1 protein-coding gene is annotated in these 1,281 nt (G+C 66.6%); it reads right to left on the minus strand.

Going from position 1 to position 1,281, the window contains the following annotated elements:
* The coding region (locus AC1DYI_RS36030; RefSeq protein ID WP_477208883.1) for an ATP-binding response regulator at positions 1-1,281 on the minus strand (1,281 nt) is incomplete at both ends.

Raw genomic sequence — 1,281 nt, forward strand, 5'->3', positions numbered from 1 at the left:
CGCAAACTCGGTGCGGCCGACCGGCTTTTGCATCACCGCCGCGGCGCCGAGCGACAGGCCCACCTCGTGGTCGGCGGCCACCGAGACAACGACGACCGGGATGTCCGTCCAGGTCGGCAGCTCCTTGATGCGGGCGAGAAAGTCCCAGCCGTCCATGCCTGGCAACAGGATGTCCAGYGTGATCAGGTCCGGCGTGCATTCGGTCACCAGGGCCAGGGCCGCTTCGGCCGACGCGGCGTGGCGCACCCTGAAGCCGACGGCTTCCAGCTGGATTCGCATCAGCCCTGCGGCCTTGGCGTCGTCTTCGACCACCAGCGCCAAGGGGCGGCTGAAGACGTCGGTCAACGGCGTTTCGAGGTTAGGGTCTGGCGCCGCCTCGACGCTGCGCCAGGGCAGCCAGACGCTGAAGCAACTGCCCATGCGCGGGCTGCTGGTCACGGCCACCGTGCCGCCGTGCATCTGCGCCAGCCGCGCCACCGTCACCAGGCCCAGTCCAGTGCCCTCGGTCGGGCGAGCCAGTTCGTTCTTGATCTGCATGAACGGTTTGAACAGATGTTCGAGGTCGTCGGCTGAAATGCCGATCCCGCTGTCGGACACACTGATTTCGACGAAGCGCTGGAACTCGTTGTCCGGCAGCGGCAAGCGCCTGCCCGAGGCAAACCCCGGCAAGCCGGTGGCCGCCTGGTGCCGATTGACCAGGCGCGCTTGAAGCGTGACACGACCCTGCGGCGGTGTGAACTTCACCGCGTTCGACAGCAGGTTGTAGGCAATTTGCTTCAGGCGCCGGCGATCGACCCGCAGCGGGTCTGGCCGCCCCGTGGCAACGACCGCCAGCTGAATGTGGCGAGCATTCGCCCGCTCGCGCACGATCTCCAGCGCGTCAGCGAGCACGTGGTCCAGCTCGACCGGTTCGAGGTCGAGCTCGGCCTTGCCAGCTTCGATCTTGGACAGGTCGAGGATGTCGTTGATCAGCGCCAGCAGGTGCTTGCCGCTGTCGCAGATGTGGCCGGCGAACTCGTGCTGGCGCGGCATCAGCGGGCCGGCAATGCCGTCCCTGAGGATCTCGGAGAAGCCGATGATCGCGTTCAGCGGTGTGCGCAGCTCGTGCGACATCGTCGAGAGGAATTCGGTCTTGGCCTGGTTCGCACTGGCCAGTTCGCGGTTGGTCTGCGCAATTTCGAGCTGGCTGGTCAGAAGCTCGGCATTGGCGGCTGTCAGCGCCTGGTTCTTCTGTTCCAAGACCTGCAGCAGCCAGGCCCGGCTCTCGGCCAGTGCGCGGGC

Source organism: Ideonella sp. P3_A4, from assembly GCF_056403075.1.